Here is a 16772-nt window from a genome sequence, read left to right as displayed (position 1 = left end):
CGCGTGGGCGCACGCCCGTCCGCGACCGACCGTCGGGAGCGACGCCCCGTCGCTCCCGACGGTCTCGTCGTCGTCGACAAGCCCGCCGGCTGGACGAGCCACGACGTCGTCGGCCGTGGCCGACGCCTCGCCGGCACGCGCAAGGTCGGCCACGCGGGCACGCTCGACCCCATGGCCACGGGCGTGCTCGTGCTCGGCGTCGGGCGCGCGACGAAGCTGCTGACGTACGTCGTCGGCGCCGACAAGGACTACGACGCGACGATCCGCCTCGGTGCGGCGACCACGACCGACGACGCGGAGGGCGAGGTGCTCTCGCGGGCGGACGCGTCCGCCGTCGTGCGGGCCGACCTCGACTCGGGGATCGCCGGCCTCACCGGCGAGATCCTCCAGGTGCCGAGCACGGTGAGCGCGATCAAGGTCGACGGTCAGCGCGCGTACGCGCGGGCCCGCGCGGGCGAGGAGGTCGCGCTGGCGGCGCGGCCCGTCGTCGTCTCGCGCTTCGACGTGCTCGCGGTGCGGCCCGTGGCGCCGGGGGAGCAGGGCCTCCCCGACGACGCGCCGCCCGCGCTCGACGTCGACGTCACCGTGACCGTGTCGTCGGGGACGTACGTGCGCGCGCTCGCGCGCGACCTCGGGTCGGCGCTCGGCGTCGGCGGCCATCTCACGGCGCTGCGGCGCACCCGGGTGGGCGGGTACGGGCTCGACGTCGCCTCGACGCTCGAGGAGCTCGAGGCCCAGGCGGACCGCGACGGCGTGCTCGCGACCCTGCCGCTCGCGCAGGCGGCCCGTGCGACGTTCCCCGTGCGCGAGCTGACCCCGGAGCAGGCGACCGCGCTGTCGTACGGGCAGTGGGTCGACGCGACCGGGACGCCCGGCACGACCGCGGCGATGTCCCTGGCGGGCGAGCTCGTGGCGCTCGTGGAGGACACCCGCCGCGGCGGCAAGGACCTCGCCCGGCCGGTCCTCGTGCTCGCTCCCGCCTGACGCGTCCGGTTCGGCGTCGTGCCCGGGGCGTGGCAGTCTTGTCCAGCGCGGTCCCGGTGCCTCCCCGTCCGGTCCGCCGCCCCCCGTCGGCACGGGCGGCCGCCCCGGGCGGCACCCGCGGCCTTCCTGCTCACCTGAGGAGTTCTCGCGTGCACCTGTGGACGGACCTGAGCCAGGTTCCCCCGGGTTTCGGCCCGTCGGTCGTGACGATCGGCAACTTCGACGGCGTCCACCGCGGGCACGCCCAGGTGCTCGGCCGCATCGTCGACCTGGCGCGCGAGCGCGACGCGCGCGCCGTGGCCGTGACGTTCCACCCGCACCCGTCGGCCGTGCACCGCCCCCAGAGCGCGCCCGAGCTCATCACGGGCATCGCGGACCGCGTCGAGCTGCTCGCCGCGACGGGTCTGGACGCGGTCCTGCTCGTGGAGTACACGCTCGAGTTCGCGCGGCAGACGCCGGAGGAGTTCGTGCGCACCTACCTCGTCGACGGCCTGCACGCGGGCGCGGTCGTCGTCGGGCACGACGTCCGCTTCGGCCGCGACAACGCGGGCACCATGGAGACGATGGTCGCGCTCGGCGCGCGGTACGGCTTCGACGTGGTCGCGATCGACGACGTCGGCCAGCACCAGGGCGTGCCGGTCACCGACGAGGAGACGCCGGGCGACTCGCAGGTGCGCTGGTCCTCGACGGGCGTGCGCGCGCTGCTCGCGGCGGGCGACGTGCGCGAGGCGGCCCGCATCCTCGGCCGGTCCCACCGCGTGCGCGGCACCGTCGTGCACGGCGACGCGCGGGGACGCGAGCTGGGCTTCCCGACGGCCAACCTCGGCTCGATCAGCGGCATGGTCCCGGCCGACGGCGTCTACGCGGGCTGGCTCGAGCGACCGCAGCTCGCGGGCGCCGATCCCCGCCACGCGGACGTGCGCCTGCCGGCGGCGATCTCGATCGGCACCAACCCGACGTTCGACGGCGTCGAGCGCCGGGTCGAGGCGTACGTCCTGGACCGCGCGGACCTCGACCTGTACGACGAGGACGTGGTCCTCGAGCTCGTCGAGCGGCTGCGCCCGACGCTGCGCTTCGACGGCATCGAGCCGCTCGTGGCGCAGATGCACGACGACGTCGCGCGCGCCCGGGAGATCCTCGCCGCCCCGGGTGGGGAGCCGGCCGCGACGACGCCGGGCGCCTGACCGTGGCCGCCCCGGCACCCGTGCTCGAGGCGCGCGCGCTGCGCGTCGGCTACGCGGACGTCGCGGTGTGCGCGCCCGTCGACCTCGCCGTGGCGCCGGGCGAGCTGGTCGTGGTGATCGGTGCCAACGGGAGCGGCAAGTCGACGCTCCTGCGCACGCTGCTCGGTCTCCAGGCGCCGCTCGGCGGTGCGGTGCGCGCGTTCGGGCGCGACGTGGACGAGCGCGAGCGCGACTTCCGGGCGCGCGTCGCGGGCGTTCTCGACGACGACGCGTTCTTCCCGGCGCTCACGGTCCGTGAGCACCTCGTCCTCGTCGCGCGAGGGCACGGCGTGCCGGGGGCCGGGTCCGTCGTGGACGAGCTGCTCGACCGGTTCGGGATCGCGGATCAGGGTCGGTCGCTCCCGTCGGCGCTCTCCTCCGGCCAGCGGCGACGCTTCCTGCTCGCCTCGGGCTTCGTGCGGCCCCGTGAGCTGCTCGTCCTCGACGAGCCCGAGCAGCGGCTCGACCCGGGGATGCGGGAGCGCCTCGCGGCGCTGCTCGTCGAGGACGCGCGCAGCGGCGTGGCCGTGGTCCTCGCCACGCACGACCCCGAGCTCGTCGAGCGCACGGGCGCGCGCGGCCTGCTCGTCGGCGACGACGGGTGCGTCCCGCTCGCCCCGGCCGACGTCCACGCGGCGCTCCTGGCGGTGCGCTGACCGTGACGCACGGAGCGAGCGCGCTGCGCTCCGACCCGGACGAGCTGCTGACCGGCCGCGAGCTGCGCCGTCTCACCGCCCGTGCCGCGGCCGCGCGGGCCGACGCCGGGCCGGGCGAGATCGTCGTCGACGTCGCCTACGCCGTGGTGTCCGTCGCGCTCGCGACGGGCTGGGTCGTCGGGCTCGCCTCGATGCTGCGCTCGACGCTCGCGACCGCCGCGCCGGCGGGCGGGCCGCCCGTGCTGGGACCGGGTGCCGTCCAGGCGCTCGGCACGACGGCGCTGCTCGCGTTCCTCACGGGCACGGCCGTGCGCCTGGGGCCGGTCGGCGCCGGCGGGGGCGGGGTGCGGTGGTGGGTGCCGACGCCCGCGGACCGGCGGGGGCTCGTGTCGCCGTCGTTCGCGCGCGCCGTCGTGCTCGGGGCCGGGCTCGGAGCGCTGGGGAGCGCCGTCGTCGCGGTCGCGGCCGGGCTGGACGCGGTGCCCGCGCTGCGCGCCGGTGCGACCGGCGGCGCCCTCGGCCTGCTCCTCGTCGCGGTCGCGGGACTCGCCCAGCCGTCGGCCCGCGCCGCCGGGGTGCTCGCGCGGGCGAGCGACGTCGCGGTCGCGGCCGTGCCGGTCGCGGGTCTCGCGCTCGTCGTCGCCGGACGACCGGGTCTCCCGCCGCTCGGTGCGCCGCTCCTCGTCGTGCTCGGTCTGCTCGCCGTCGCGGCGCTGCTCGTGCTGCGGTGGTGGCGCGGGCTGGAGTCCCTCGGCGCCACGGTGCTGCGCGCGCAGAGCGCGGTCGCGGACCAGGTGGGCGGCGCCGTGCTGTCCTTCGACACGCGCGACCTCGGCCGGGCCCTGCGCCGGGCCGGCGCCGCCCGGGTCCGGGTCCGCCGGCCGCGCCGGTTCGCCGCGGTGCGCGGACCCGTCGGCGCGGTGGTCGCGGCCGACCTCGTGCTGCTGGGCCGCAGCCCGTCGGCGCTCGCCCAGCTCGTCGGTCTCGCCGCCCTCACGGTCGTCGCGCAGCAGGTGCCCGGCCTGGGCTCCGGCTTCGGTCTCTTCGCCCTGCTCGTCGCGGCGGGCCTCGGGGCGGCGGTGCTCGGCGCGGAGGGGGCGCGCACGGCCGAGATGGCCCCGGTCGTCGACGCGCTCGTGCCCCTCCGCGCGCGGTGGACGCGGCTCGCGCGCGGCGTCGTCCCGACGCTCACGGCGACGGCCTGCCTCGTCGCGGGCACGGCCCCGCTCGCGCTCGGGACGGGGGACGCGCGCTGGCTCGGGGTCGCGGTGCTCGCGGCGGTCGTCCAGGGCGCCGCCGCCGTGCGCAGCGCCTACCGCGAGCCGCCGGACTGGGGCGGGCCGCTGCTCGCGACACCCTCGGGCGGCCTGCCGACGGGCGCCGCGGCCGTGCTGCGCAAGGGGCCCGACGTCGCGGTGCTCGGCGCGGTCCCGCTCGGGGTCGCCCTGCTCGTCGGTACGCCCGGGTGGGGCGTCGTGGTGGCCCAGGCGCTGGCCGCCGTCGTGGCGGTCGCGGTCGCGACCCACGTGCGCGCGGTCCGCTGACCCGACGGCGGCCCGAGCGCGTCCTCAGGCCGCCGCGGGCGCCGGGACGAGGCGGCCGTCCGCGAGGTGGACCCGCGCGTCGACCGGGTCGAGCGTCGCCTCGTCGTGCGAGACGAGCAGCGTCGCGGCGTCGAGCTCGCGCGCGAGCCGCACGACCAGCTCCACCACCTGCACGCCGCGCTCGTGGTCGAGCGCCGACGTCGGCTCGTCCACGAGGAGCACCTCGGGGTCGTTCATGAGCGCGCGGGCGATCGCGACGCGCTGGCGCTGCCCGCCCGAGAGGTGCTCGGGCCGGCGGTCCGCGCGGTCGGCGACCCCGACGGCGTCGAGCAGCGCGAGGGCGTGCGCACGGCGCGACGCGGGGGAGCGGCCGCGCAGGTGGCTCATGAGCTCGAGCTGCTCGAGCACGGTGAGCGACGCGACGAGCTGCGGCTGCTGGAACACGAGCCCGATGCGCTCGCGGCGCAGCGCCGCCGCCCGGTCGGCCGCACGCCGCGCGCGCCGCCGGCCGCGCCGTCGGGCCGCGTCCCCGCGCTCGGGGTCGAGGTCGGCGTCGAGCGGTGCGCTGACGACGTCGGGACCCACCCGCACGACGCCCGACGTCGGCGGCGTGAGCGTCGCCGCGACGGCGAGCAGGCTGGACTTGCCGGCGCCGGACGGGCCGAGCAGCGCCGTCGTGGTGCCCGAGGGCACGGTGAGGGAGACGTCGTCGACGGCGACGAGGACGCCGTCGCCGTCGGGGTAGGTGAGACGGACACGGTCGAGGACGAGGTCCACGGGGAGCTCCTGAGGGTCGGTACGGACGAGGGGGCGGGGTCAGCGGGCCGCGAGCGCCGCGTGCGGGTCCACGCGCGCGACGCGCGTCACGGCGAGGACCGCGCCGAGGCCGCCGAGCACGACGAGCACGACGGCGGGCACGAGGGTCGTCGAGAGGTCGACGACGACCGGCATGACCTGGGACGCGAGCAGTCCCGCGCCGGCCGCGAGCGCCGTGCCGACACCGACGCCCACGCCCAGCACGACGCCGGCCTGGCCGATCGCGTCGCGCAGCAGGTAGCGCGTCGAGGCGCCGAGCGCGCGCAGCACCGCGACGTCGCCCGCGCGCTGGATGGTCCAGACGGTGAAGAACGCACCGACGACGAGCGCCGAGATCGCGAGCAGGAAGACCTGCATGAGGGTCAGGGAGAGGTTCTCGGCGGTGAACGACGAGATCGCCGAGCGCGCCTCGTGCGGCGTCGCGGTCACGGTGCCGACGCGGGCGTCCGTGGCGGCGAGCGCGTCCGCGGTCGGCGGGTCGTCGCCGAACCGCAGGGCGACGACGGTGGCCACCTGCCCGTCCGCCGCGTCGTCGGTCGAGGCGCCCGCGGGCGAGGCGCCGCCCCGCGCGCCGACGGCCTGCCAGTCGTCGAGGGCCACCCAGACGACCGGCGTGTGCGCGTAGTCCGCCTCGACGTCCGCGACGGCGGAGACCGTCAGGTCGAGCGGCCCGGCGTCCACCGGGTCGCCCACGCCGGCACCGAGCGCGTCGGCCGCGCCGCGGGACAGCACGACGGCGCCGGGGGAGACGTCGGCACCGCCGTCGTCGGTGCCGGGCACGAGCCCCGCACCGGGCCGGACCCCGAACGCGGTGACGGCGGCCGTCGCGTCGCCGGACGCGCGCACGGTCGCGACGCCGAGCGGCTCCGCGGCGTCGACACCGGTGACGGCGGCCCAGGCGTCCGTCTGCGCGGCGGTCACCTCGGACTCGGTGAAGGAGGGGGACGCGCCCTCGGCCGGGGGCGCGAAGACGACGCGGTCGACCGGCAGGTCGGTGACCGCCGAGGTGCTCGCGCGGCCGAGGCCCGCGGTGAGCGCCGCGAGGAACGCGACGAGGAACGTGATGAGCGCGACGACGACCGTCATGAGCGCGAAGCGACCGCGCGCGTGGCGCAGGTCGCGCAGGGCGAGGAACACGGGGAGACCTCCGGGGTCCGAGGGGCAGCGAGGGGGACGGCGAGCGGGGGCGGGGCGCGGTCCGGCGAGCGCGAGCGTCGTGTGCCGCAGGGCCCGTCCCGACGTCCCGTCCACCGTCCCGCGCCGAGGCGCGCCGCGGATCACCGGTCCGACCGGTCCTGGGGCGCCGCAGGGACGAGCCCGGGATCGACCGTTCGGACGATGCCGGGCCGCGGCGCCGTGGCTAGGGTGACGGCGTGACCCCGCCCGGACCCGAGCCCGCCGAGCCTGCCGTGCTCGCGGGCCGTGCTGCGCCGTCGGGTCGTGCGTCGTCGGACCATGTATCGGTCGACCGCGCGACGTCGGCGGCCGGGCGCGTCGCGCCGGTCGTGCCGGCCGCGACGCGGTGGCTGCGGCGCGGACTGGACGTGCTGCTCGTCGGGTTGGTCGCGCTCGCGGTGGCGGGCGCGCTCGTCACGTCGTCGGCGCGGGCCGTGGGCGCCGTGCTGCTCGGCGCGGCCCTGCTCGCGCTGTACGTGGTGGGCCGTCGTCGCGTCCCCGTGCCCGTCGACGTGCGCGCGCCGCGCGGTGCGTGGTGGCCCGCGGGCGCGTGGGTGACCGGTCTCGTGGCCCTCTGGGTCGGGCTGTCGCTCGTCACGACGACCGCCGTCTGGGTCGCGTTCCCCCTGATGTTCGTGGCGATGCACGTCCTCGGTCCGCGCCGGGGCCCGGTCGCGGTCGCGGTGGTCGTCGTGCTCGTCGTGGGCGTCATGGCTGTGTGGACCGCGCGCGTCGCGCTGCCGTTCGTGCTCGGGCCGGCCATCGGCGGGGCCGTCGCGGTCGTCGTCGTCCTCGCGCTGGAGGCGGTCGTGCGGGAGTCCCAGGAGCGTCAGCGCACGCTCGACGAGCTCGTGCGCACCCGGGACGAGCTCGCGGCGTCGGAGCGGGAGCGGGCGGTGGCGGCCGAGCGCGAGCGCCTGGCGCGCGAGATCCACGACACGCTCGCCCAGGGTTTCTCGTCCGCCGAGCTGCTCCTACGCGCGGCCCGGACCGCGCTCGACGCCGGCGACGCGGAGACCGCGCGCGGGTACGTCGAGCAGACGCGCGAGGTCGCCCGGCACAACCTCGCCGAGGCGCGCCGCGTCGTGCGCGCGCTGGCGCCGGCCGACCTCGCGTCGTCGAACCTCGTCGGTGCCCTGCGCCGCGTCGCGGACCGCGCGTCCGGACGCGCCGCCGAGGGCGGGCCGCGCGTCGTCGTGCGGGTGAGCGGCGAGCCCGTCCCGCTGCCGACCGAGGTCGAGGCCGCCCTGCTGCGCGTGGCGCAGTCCGCGCTCGCCAACGTCGAGCGGCACGCCGGTGCGACGCGGGCCGCCGTCACCGTGAGCTTCCTCGCGGGCACCGGGCCGGGGGACGACGCGGTCGCGCTCGACGTGGTCGACGACGGGCGCGGCTTCGACCCGGACGCCGTCTCCGCGCCGGCGGCGGACCGGACCGGCGGCTTCGGCCTCGGCGCCATGCGCGCGCGGGTCGCGGACCTCGGGGGCACGCTGTCCGTGGAGTCCGCGCCAGGGGCGGGCACGGCGGTGGCCGCGTGGGTGCCGCTCGCGGCGACGACCGGGAACCGGTCGGGCGCGGCTGCCGACCACCGGGCCGACGACCCGGCCGACGACCCGGCCGACGACCCGGCCGACCGCCCGGCAGACACCCGGACCGAGACCGACGCCGGTACCGAGGAGGAGCGATGACCGGACCCGCCGTGGACGTCGTCCTCGCGGACGACCACCCCGTCGTGCGGACCGGCCTGCGCGCCGTGCTGGAGGCCGAGCCGGACGTGCGGGTCGTCGCCGAGGTCGGCTCGGCCGAGGAGCTGCTCGCGCGGCTGCGCGCCGGGCTGCGGGCCGACGTCGTGCTGCTCGACCTGCAGTTCGGCCCCGGCCGCCTCGGGGGCGTGGACGCGGTCCGCGAGATCGTCGCGACCGACGGTCCGCCCGTGCTCGTCGTCACGACCTACGACGCGGACGCCGACATCCTCGCCGCGGTCGAGGCGGGCGCTCGCGGCTACCTGCTCAAGGACGCGCCGACCGACGAGCTCGTCGCCGCCGTGCGCGCGGCCGCGGCGGGCGAGGTCGCCCTCGGCCCGGCGGTGCAGCGGCGGCTGCTCGGCCGGCTGCGCAGCCCGGGCACGGCGCTCACGGCGCGCGAGCTCGAGGTCCTCGCGCTCGTCGCCGAGGGGCGCACGAACGACGAGATCGCGCACGAGCTGTTCCTCTCGCGCGCGACCGTGAAGACGCACCTCGTGCACGTCTACGACAAGCTCGGCGCGCCGTCGCGCACGGCCGCCGTCGCCGAGGCCCGGCGCCGCGGCCTCCTGCGGGGCTGAGCCCGGCCGAGCCGTCGCGGCGCGTCCGCGGGGTCCGCGCTCGAGACGTCGTGCGGGCGTCGTCGGGACCGTCCGCGAGACCGTCACCGCACCGTCCTGCGGGCGCTGCCCGGCCGTGTCACGACACCGGTGCCGGGCCCTCCCTCCGGGTGAGCGGCGCCGTCGTGCACGGCGCCCAGGCGGCCGCGCGGTCCTCGGGCTGCGGCCCGGGGGCGGTCGCACCCGTCCCCGCGCGCGCACGCCCGCGGGGGCGCCGGCGGCCCGCCGCGCGGGCCGCACGAAGACCTCCGACAGAGAGGGCAGAGCCATGGAGGCTCAGCAGCAACCGGCGGCTCCCGTCGCCGAGACCGTCGTCGACGACGTCGCACCCGACGCCGTCGACCAGGCGTCCACCCCGGTCGGCCGGACCGTCCGCAGCGTCGGGCACGGGTCGGCCGTCGTCCCCGACGAGGTCGCGACCGACGCGGACGTGGACCCGGCGGAGTCGGACGCACCGCTCCTGCCTGCGGCCGAGGCTGCGGTGGCCCGAGACCTCGAGCACCACCGGTACGACTCCACGACCGCGTTCGACTACCTGTTCCCGCAGCTCGCGGAGCGCTTCCCGCGGTTCCACCTCCCGGTCGGGAACGGCGCGACGGCCGCGACCGTCGCCGCGCTGAAGACGCTCGGGGCGGCGATGGTCGCCCGGCCCGTCACCCCGCCCGGGCAGCCGCCGCGCAGCCTCGACTCGCACGTGCCGGCCGTGTACACGTACTGGGGCCAGTTCATCGACCACGACATCACGCTCAACACCAACGGTCCCGACACGACGACGGGCCGGGACGGGGACCAGGCGCTCGGCGACGTCGACGCGGTGCCCTTCCAGGTCTTCGCGCCGTGGGTCGTGGTGCGCTCGCTCCACAACGGGCGCCACCCGGCGCTCAACCTCGACTCCCTGTACGGCAGCGGGCCGCGGTTCGAGGGCGAGCGCGGGTACCGCACGACGCGCAGCGAGGCGTCGTACGTGCCGGGCTCGGCGAAGCTGCGGCTCGGTCGCATCTCGACCGAGCCGCTCGTCATCCCCGGCGGGCCCTCGTTCTCGCTCGTGGCGCCCGGCGACGACGCGCAGCGCGACCTGCCGCGCGACGACGGCGGCGCGCCGCTGATCCCGGACGGGCGCAACGACGAGAACCTCGTGGTCGCCCAGCTCCACCTCGCGATGATCCGGTTCCACAACGCCGTCGTGGACTGGGTGGACGACGCCGAGCCCTGGACCCGGCTCACGGGCGGGGAGCGCGGCGTGTTCGAGCGCGCGAGCCAGCTCGTGCGGTGGCACTACCAGTGGCTCGTGGTCAACGACTACCTGCGCACCCTCACCAAGCCGGGCGTGCTCGACGCGACGCTCCTGCGCGACACGTCGTTCTTCCGGCCCCGGTACCCGATCTCCATGCCGCTCGAGTTCGCGGTCGCGGCGTTCCGGTTCGGGCACTCGATGATCCGCGACTCCTACGACTTCAACGTCAACTTCACGGGCCCGCCGCCCGCGAACGCGAGCCTGACGCAGCTCTTCCAGTTCACGGGGAACGGCGGCAGCCTGCGTCCGGGACCGCAGGGCACCCCGGTCCTGCCGTCCAACTGGCCGATCGAGTGGGCGCGGTTCGTCGACAAGGGCGACCCGCGGACGTTCCGGGCGGCCGAGAAGATCGACACGTTCCTCGCGCCGAGCCTGGGCACGATGGTCAAGGAGGGGAACCTGCCGCCCGAGCCGCCCGCGCACACGCCCGCCCAGCTCGTCGCGAGCGCGCTCCAGAAGCAGCTCGCGCAGCGCAACCTGCTGCGCGGCTACATGCTCGCGCTGCCCACGGGCGAGGCCGTCGCGGCGGCCTTCGGCGTCGTCCCGCTCACCCCGGGACAGCTCGAGGACCGGGCGGGGGACGACGTGAAGCAGGCGCTCGCGGCCCTGCGGGACGGCGACCACGGCGGCACCCCGCTGTGGTACTACGTCCTCAAGGAGGCCGAGCTCCAGGGCGACGGCAGCTTCCTCGGCGAGGTCGGCAGCCGCGTGCTCGCGGAGACGTTCGTGTACCTGCTGCGGCAGGACGACACGTCGTACGTGCGCACGAGCAACCATTGGACGCCCGCGCAGGGCGTGCACTTCGAGGACGGCTCGCTCGTCCTCACGCTGCCGGACCTGCTCCGGTTCGCCGGGGTGCTGCCCGACGCCGCGGGCCGGTTCCGCGGTGACGGCACGGCCGGGCACGACGGCGCCCCCTGAGGCACGACGCGCGGTCCGGCCGGACGACGGGGCCGCGGCGGGCGACGGCGCGTCCACCTGGTAAGATGGATGCGCCGTCTGACCGGCCGCGGACAGAGAGAGCCCGGGAGATCCGTCCCGGCGCACCGCGCAACGAACCCGAAGGAGAACCGTGCCGCTCGACACTGCCACGAAGCAGCGCATCATGACCGAGTACGCGACGAGCGAGGGCGACACCGGTTCGCCCGAGGTCCAGGTCGCGCTCCTCACGCAGCGCATCAAGGACCTCACCGAGCACCTGAAGGAGCACAAGCACGACCACCACAGCCGTCGTGGTCTGCTCCTCCTCGTCGGCCAGCGCCGTCGCCTGCTCGGCTACCTGCAGAAGGTCGACATCAACCGCTACCGGAGCCTCATCGAGCGCCTCGGTCTGCGTCGCTGACACGACACCGCCAGCCCGGTCCCTGCGGGGACCGGGCTGGTCTGGTGTGATGTACCCGTCACACCCCGGCTGAGCACGACCCAGCCGCACACCACCCACCGCGCCGCCGGCCTCTCGTTCGGTCCTCGGTAGTGGCTCACGGACCCCCACGGCACCGTCCTCGGACGGACCGGTGCGGGAACCGCCGTGGACCTCGATCGAAGACCGCCGAGCGTCGAGTGCGACCGGAGCCCCTGCGCCACGCGCCGGGGCGCGGACCGGAACCCTCGACAGGGCTACCCGGGCGGCGCTTCGAGAAAGGGAGGGCACCCGTGGAGGGTCCCGAGATCCAGTTCGCCGAGGCCACGATCGACAACGGTCGCTTCGGCACCCGCACCGTCCGGTTCGAGACCGGGCGCCTCGCCCGTCAGGCCGCCGGCTCCGTCGCCGCGTACCTCGACGACGAGACCATGCTCCTGTCGGCCACGACGGCCGGCAAGCACCCCAAGGAGCAGTTCGACTTCTTCCCGCTGACGGTGGACGTCGAGGAGCGCATGTACGCCGCGGGCCGCATCCCCGGCTCGTTCTTCCGCCGCGAGGGCCGTCCCTCGACGGACGCGATCCTCGCGTGCCGCCTCATCGACCGCCCGCTGCGCCCGCTCTTCGTCAAGGGCCTGCGCAACGAGGTCCAGGTCGTCATCACGGTCCTCGCGCTCCACCCGGACGACGCGTACGACACGCTCGCGATCAACGCCGCGTCGGCGTCGACCCAGATCTCCGGCCTGCCGTTCTCCGGCCCGGTCGGCGCGGTCCGCATCGCGCTGGTCGACGGCCAGTGGGTCGCGTTCCCCAAGTACTCCGACAAGGAGCGCGCGGTCTTCGACATGGTCGTGGCCGGTCGCGTCGTCGGCGACGACGTCGCGATCGCGATGATCGAGGCCGAGGCGACCGACGGCGCCTGGGGCCTCGTCAAGGACGAGGGCGTGGCCGCGCCGACCGAGGAGGTCGTCGCCGAGGGCATCGAGGCGGCCAAGCCGTTCATCAAGGCGCTGTGCGACGCGCAGTCGGCGCTCGCCGCGCAGGCCGCGAAGCCCGTCAAGGAGTACCCGGTCTTCCTCGACTACCAGGACGACGCGTTCGCCGCGGTCGAGGCCGAGGTCGCGACGGACCTGCGCGAGGCGCTCGCCATCGCGGACAAGCAGGACCGCGAGAACCGTCTCGACGAGATCAAGAACGAGATGGTGGGCAAGCTCCAGGCCGGGTTCGACGGCCGCGAGAAGGAGCTCTCCGCCGCGTACCGCGCGCTCCAGAAGAAGCTCGTGCGTCAGCGCGTGCTCACCGACGGCGTGCGCATCGACGGTCGTGGGCTCGCGGACATCCGCACCCTCTCGGCCGAGGTCGAGGTGCTGCCGCGCGTGCACGGCTCCGCGCTCTTCGAGCGTGGCGAGACCCAGATCATGGGCGTCACCACGCTGAACATGCTCCGCATGGAGCAGCAGATCGACTCGCTCGGTCCGGAGACGCGCAAGCGCTACATGCACAACTACAACTTCCCGCCCTACTCGACCGGCGAGACCGGCCGCGTGGGCAGCCCGAAGCGCCGCGAGATCGGCCACGGCGCGCTCGCCGAGCGTGCGCTCGTGCCGGTGCTGCCGAGCCGCGAGGAGTTCCCCTACGCGATCCGCCAGGTGTCCGAGGCCCTCGGCTCCAACGGCTCGACGTCCATGGGCTCCGTGTGCGCCTCGACGCTCTCGCTCCTCAACGCGGGCGTGCCGCTGCGCGCCCCCGTCGCGGGCATCGCGATGGGCCTCATCTCCGACACGGTGGACGGTGAGACCCGCTACGCGGCGCTCACCGACATCCTCGGTGCCGAGGACGCGTTCGGCGACATGGACTTCAAGGTCGCCGGCACGCGCGAGTTCGTCACGGCCATCCAGCTCGACACCAAGCTCGACGGCATCCCCGCCTCGGTGCTCGCCGGTGCGCTGACCCAGGCGCGCGACGCGCGCCTGACGATCCTCGACGTGCTCGCCGAGGCCATCGACGTGCCCGACGAGATGTCCCCGAACGCCCCGCGCGTCATCTCCGTGAAGGTGCCGGTCGACAAGATCGGCGAGGTCATCGGCCCCAAGGGCAAGATGATCAACCAGATCCAGGAGGAGACGGGCGCGGACATCTCCATCGAGGACGACGGCACCGTGTACATCGGCGCCGTCGACGGCCCGTCGGCCGAGGCCGCCCGCGCGGCGATCAACGCGATCGCCAACCCGCACGTCCCGGAGATCGGCGAGCGCTTCGTCGGCACGGTCGTCAAGACGACGTCGTTCGGCGCGTTCATCTCGCTCTCCCCGGGCAAGGACGGTCTGCTGCACATCAGCCAGATCCGCAAGCTCGTGGGCGGCAAGCGCGTCGAGAACGTCGAGGACGTGCTGTCCATCGGCCAGAAGGTCCAGGTCGAGATCGGCGAGATCGACCCGCGCGGCAAGCTCTCGCTGCACGCCGTGGTCGAGGACGAGGCTCCGGCCGACGCTCCCGCGACCGAGGACGCGGACGCCTGACGTGCCGTGGGACCTTCCGCTCGTCCCGGCGGGTGACGCCGGGGCCGAGCTGACCGCCGGGCAGGACGGCGCGACGATCCGTCGCTCCGTCCTGCCCGGCGGGGTCCGCGTGCTCACCGAGTCGATGCCGGGCCTGCGCTCGGCGACGGTGGGCGCGTGGGTCGGCGTCGGCTCGCGCGACGAGACCGACGGCCACTTCGGGTCGACGCACTTCCTCGAGCACCTGCTGTTCAAGGGCACGGCCCGCCGCTCCGCGATGGACATCGCCGAGGCGTTCGACGCCGTCGGCGGCGAGGCCAACGCGGCGACGGGCAAGGAGCACACGTGCTACTACGCGCGGGTGCTCGACGCCGACCTCCCCATGGCGGTCGACGTCATCACCGACATGGTGACCTCCGCGCGCCTGGACCCCGACGAGCTCGAGACCGAGCGCGGCGTGATCCTCGAAGAGCTCGCGATGAACGACGACGACCCCTCGGACGTCGTGCACGAGGAGTTCGCCGCGGCGGTCCTCGCCGGCCATCCGCTCGGGCGGCCCATCGGCGGCACCCCGGACACGATCAACGCCGTGCCCCGGGACGCCGTGTGGGAGCACTACCGCTGGCACTACCGCCCCGAGACGCTCGTCGTCGCGGCGGCGGGCGGCGTCGACCACGACACGCTGGTCGAGCAGGTGGGCAGGGCGCTGCGCGACGGCGGCTGGACGCTCGACGCCTCGGGCGCACCCCGCGCGCGGCGCGACCCCGCGGACCCCGCCCTGGCGGGCGTCGGGGCCGCGAGCGTCGAGCTGTCGGTCCACCGTGCGGTCGAGCAGGCGAACGTCGTCATCGGCGGCACCGGTCTCGCCGCGACGGACGACCGCCGCTTCACGCTCTCCGTGCTCAGCGCCGTCCTCGGCGGCGGCATGAGCTCGCGGCTCTTCCAGGAGATCCGCGAGCGGCGCGGCCTCGCGTACTCGACCTACTCGTTCGCGTCCGGCCACGGCGGCATCGGCACGTTCGGCCTCTACGCCGGGTGCGCGCCGTCGAAGGTCGACGAGGTGACCGCGCTGCTGCACAGCGAGCTCGACCGCCTCGCGGCCGACGGCATCACCGGCGCGGAGCTCGACCGCAGCATCGGCCAGCTCTCGGGCGGCATGGTCCTCGGCCTCGAGGACTCCGGCTCGCGCATGAGCCGGCTCGGCAAGGCCGAGCTCGTCTACGGCGAGCTCCTGAGCGTCGAGGAGTCGCTCGACGCGATCCGCTCCGTCACGGCCGACGACGTGCAGAAGCTCGCCGACGACCTCGCGTCGCGCCCGCGCTCCATGGTGCGCGTCGGGCCGTTCGGCGACTGAACCCGCCTCCACGGCGTCTCGCGGCGGCCGTCCTCCTCGCGGAGGGCGGCCGCCGTCGTGCTGTGGGCAGACCCACTGCCCGGTGCGGCGGACGCGACACCGGTCGGCGCGCGCTCCGGCGATAGGGTGACGGGCGTGAGCGAGCAGAGCACCCCCGCGCCCGATCCCGCACCGACCGCCCCCGGCAGGGAGCCCGGTCGCCCGCTGCGGGTCGCCGTCCTGGGCGCCGCCGGACGCATGGGCGCGACCGTCTGCGCCGCCGTCGAGGGCGCAGCGGACCTCGAGCTCGTCGCGCGCCTCGACGCGGGCGACGAGGTCGCCGCCGCGACGCTCGGCGGTGCGGACGTCGCCGTCGACTTCACCGTCCCGGCCGCGACCGAGGCGAACGTCCACGCGCTGATCGACGCGGGCGTGCACGCCGTCGTCGGGACCACGGGCTGGACGGAGGAGAGCCGCGGTCGCGTCGTCGCGCACCTCGGTCGCGCCGCCGCGGCCGGTGCGCCGGGGCTCGGCGTGCTCATCGCGCCCAACTTCGGGCTGTCCGCCGTCCTCGCGATGACCTTCGCCGCCAAGGCGGCGCGGTACTTCGAGTCGGCCGAGGTGATCGAGCTCCACCACCCGGACAAGGTCGACGCGCCGTCCGGCACCGCGCGGCACACCGCCGCGGCGATCGCCGCCGCACGGGCCGACGCCGGTCTCGGGCCGGCCCCGGACGCGACCGAGACGGGCTGGGAGGCGCGCGGCGCCGACGTCGACGGCGTGCGCGTGCACGCCGTCCGGCTGCGCGGCCTCGTCGCGCACGAGGAGATCCTGTTCGGCAACACGGGCGAGCAGCTCGTCATCCGGCAGGACTCGTTCGACCGTGTCTCGTTCATGCCCGGCGTCCTGCTCGCGGTGCGCGAGGTGGTGGGCCGGCCCGGGCTGACCGTCGGCCTCGAGAACGTGCTGGACCTCGCGTGAGCGTGCCCGGCGGGTCGACCGGCCCGGACGGCCCCGGGCCCGGGGACGGCGGCTCGCGCGCGCGGTCGCACGCCGGGCGCCCGTGGAAGGCGATCGTCGGGGCGGTCCTCGTCACGCTCCTGCTCGCGCTCTACGTGTGGCAGGTCGCGGGGCGGTCCGCGGCCCTCGTCCGCACGGGCGAGCCCGTGGCCATGGCGATCGGGGCCGGCGTGCTCGTGCTGCCGCTGCTCGTGGTCGGCCTCGTCGGGCGCGAGTTCCTGCTCGCCGGCACCGTGCAGCGCATGGCCGACGACCTCGCGGACCGCGGCCGCCTGCCCGTCGACGACCTGCCGCGCTCGCCGGGCGGCCGGATCGACCGGGACGCCGCCGACGCGGCCTTCGGCCCGTACCGGGACGCGGTCGACGCCGACCCGACGAGCTGGGAGGCGTGGTACCACCTCGCGTTCGCCTACGACGCGGCGCGCGACCGCCGCCGGGCCCGCGAGGCGCTGCGCAAGGCCGCGGCGCTCTACCGCGCGCGTCGTCGGGCCTGACGGCCCCCGGGCGCG

The 16772-nt window shown here is 76.2% G+C and carries 14 protein-coding genes; 12 read left to right on the top strand and 2 right to left on the bottom strand.

The annotated features are described in order from the left end of the window. The first annotated feature begins 3 nt into the window (after positions 1-3). From truB to B9L22_RS17600, 4 genes are all read left to right on the top strand, one after another. Entirely contained in the window at positions 4-984 is a 981-nt protein-coding gene (gene truB, locus B9L22_RS17615) for a tRNA pseudouridine(55) synthase TruB (RefSeq protein ID WP_086151329.1), read from the top strand. Between the two features lie 149 nt (positions 985-1133). Continuing rightward, on the top strand, positions 1134-2168 hold the full coding sequence (locus B9L22_RS17610; RefSeq protein WP_085388112.1) for a bifunctional riboflavin kinase/FAD synthetase: 1035 nt from the start codon (positions 1134-1136) through the stop codon (positions 2166-2168). A 2-nt stretch (positions 2169-2170) separates the two neighbouring features. After that, positions 2171-2863: an ABC transporter ATP-binding protein gene (locus B9L22_RS17605; RefSeq protein ID WP_086151328.1), complete on the top strand. Its 693-nt coding sequence runs from the start codon at positions 2171-2173 to the stop codon at positions 2861-2863. Positions 2864-2865: 2 nt separating this feature from the next. Continuing rightward, positions 2866-4407, top strand: coding sequence for a DUF6297 family protein (locus tag B9L22_RS17600; protein WP_086151327.1), 1542 nt, complete (start codon positions 2866-2868; stop codon positions 4405-4407). 24 nt (positions 4408-4431) lie between these two features. Here B9L22_RS17600 and B9L22_RS17595 read toward each other — a convergent pair whose 3' ends face one another. Together B9L22_RS17595 and B9L22_RS17590 are read right to left on the bottom strand one after the other, a co-directional pair. After that, a complete protein-coding gene (locus B9L22_RS17595) occupies positions 4432-5184 on the bottom strand; it encodes an ABC transporter ATP-binding protein (RefSeq protein WP_086151326.1) in 753 nt (250 codons plus the stop codon). A gap of 39 nt (positions 5185-5223) precedes the next feature. Then, the gene (locus B9L22_RS17590) at positions 5224-6360 is read right to left on the bottom strand and encodes an FtsX-like permease family protein (protein WP_086151325.1); all 1137 of its coding nucleotides are present in this window, start codon (positions 6358-6360) and stop codon (positions 5224-5226) included. 236 nt (positions 6361-6596) lie between these two features. Between B9L22_RS17590 and B9L22_RS17585 the strand changes: the two genes are divergently transcribed. The 8 genes from B9L22_RS17585 to B9L22_RS17550 all read left to right on the top strand — a co-directional run bounded on the left by B9L22_RS17585 (position 6597) and on the right by B9L22_RS17550 (position 16757). After that, entirely contained in the window at positions 6597-8084 is a 1488-nt protein-coding gene (locus tag B9L22_RS17585; protein ID WP_233140219.1) for a sensor histidine kinase, read from the top strand. Further along, on the top strand, positions 8081-8719 hold the full coding sequence (locus B9L22_RS17580; protein ID WP_086151324.1) for a response regulator: 639 nt from the start codon (positions 8081-8083) through the stop codon (positions 8717-8719). The genes B9L22_RS17585 and B9L22_RS17580 overlap by 4 nt, the downstream gene beginning before the upstream one ends. Positions 8720-9026: 307 nt before the next feature. Then, the gene (locus tag B9L22_RS17575) at positions 9027-10973 is read left to right on the top strand and encodes a heme peroxidase family protein (protein WP_086151323.1); all 1947 of its coding nucleotides are present in this window, start codon (positions 9027-9029) and stop codon (positions 10971-10973) included. 151 nt (positions 10974-11124) lie between these two features. After that, positions 11125-11394: a 30S ribosomal protein S15 gene (gene rpsO / locus B9L22_RS17570; RefSeq protein WP_021479897.1), complete on the top strand. Its 270-nt coding sequence runs from the start codon at positions 11125-11127 to the stop codon at positions 11392-11394. A gap of 311 nt (positions 11395-11705) precedes the next feature. Further along, positions 11706-13931, top strand: coding sequence for a polyribonucleotide nucleotidyltransferase (locus B9L22_RS17565; RefSeq protein WP_021479898.1), 2226 nt, complete (start codon positions 11706-11708; stop codon positions 13929-13931). Position 13932: 1 nt separating this feature from the next. After that, on the top strand, positions 13933-15264 hold the full coding sequence (locus B9L22_RS17560) for a pitrilysin family protein (RefSeq protein WP_086151322.1): 1332 nt from the start codon (positions 13933-13935) through the stop codon (positions 15262-15264). Between the two features lie 204 nt (positions 15265-15468). Further along, entirely contained in the window at positions 15469-16224 is a 756-nt protein-coding gene (gene dapB, locus B9L22_RS17555; protein ID WP_255376931.1) for a 4-hydroxy-tetrahydrodipicolinate reductase, read from the top strand. A 92-nt stretch (positions 16225-16316) separates the two neighbouring features. Then, a complete protein-coding gene (locus B9L22_RS17550) occupies positions 16317-16757 on the top strand; it encodes a hypothetical protein (protein ID WP_086151390.1) in 441 nt (146 codons plus the stop codon). Positions 16758-16772 lie beyond the last annotated feature (15 nt).

The organism is Cellulosimicrobium sp. KWT-B (assembly GCF_002127155.1).
In the GTDB taxonomy this organism is placed as follows: domain Bacteria; phylum Actinomycetota; class Actinomycetes; order Actinomycetales; family Cellulomonadaceae; genus Cellulosimicrobium; species Cellulosimicrobium funkei.
The sequence above is the reverse complement of the archived record's forward strand: the minus strand, read 5'-3'. Positions and strand labels throughout refer to the sequence as shown.